The 308-nt window shown below is 35.1% G+C and carries 1 protein-coding gene; it reads left to right on the top strand.

Annotation, left to right across the window (positions count from 1 at the left end):
* Positions 1 to 104: 104 nt before the first annotated feature.
* On the top strand, positions 105 to 308 hold a 204-nt coding region (locus tag AB4496_RS25020; protein ID WP_372132505.1), incomplete at its 3' end, for an Lrp/AsnC family transcriptional regulator.

The following is a 308-nucleotide window of genomic DNA, read 5'->3' as shown; positions in this document are numbered from 1 at the left end:
GTATACTTCCAATTTAGCTAGAATTTGAGAGAAAAACTTTGCCATATTTGCTTTGTTTTGCTTAAAATGTAGAAAATTATTCTCTTTAAATTCGATTTGGAAGTGTGATAGATGCCGTAGATAAAAAAATATTAAGGCTGTTACAAGAAGACAGCACATTGTCATTGAACGACATTTCAGAAGCGGTCAATCTCACCACAACACCTTGTTGGAAAAGGCTTAAACGCCTCGAAGAAAACGGCATTATTGAAAAAAAAGTGGCGTTATTGAATCCTGAAAAGCTCGAACTTGCTTTTACAGCGTTCGTA

It is taken from the genome of Vibrio sp. 10N.222.46.A1 (assembly GCF_041473595.1).
GTDB classification, from domain to species: Bacteria; Pseudomonadota; Gammaproteobacteria; order Enterobacterales; family Vibrionaceae; genus Vibrio; species Vibrio tasmaniensis_A.
This window is presented reverse-complemented; position numbering and strand designations above follow the sequence as displayed.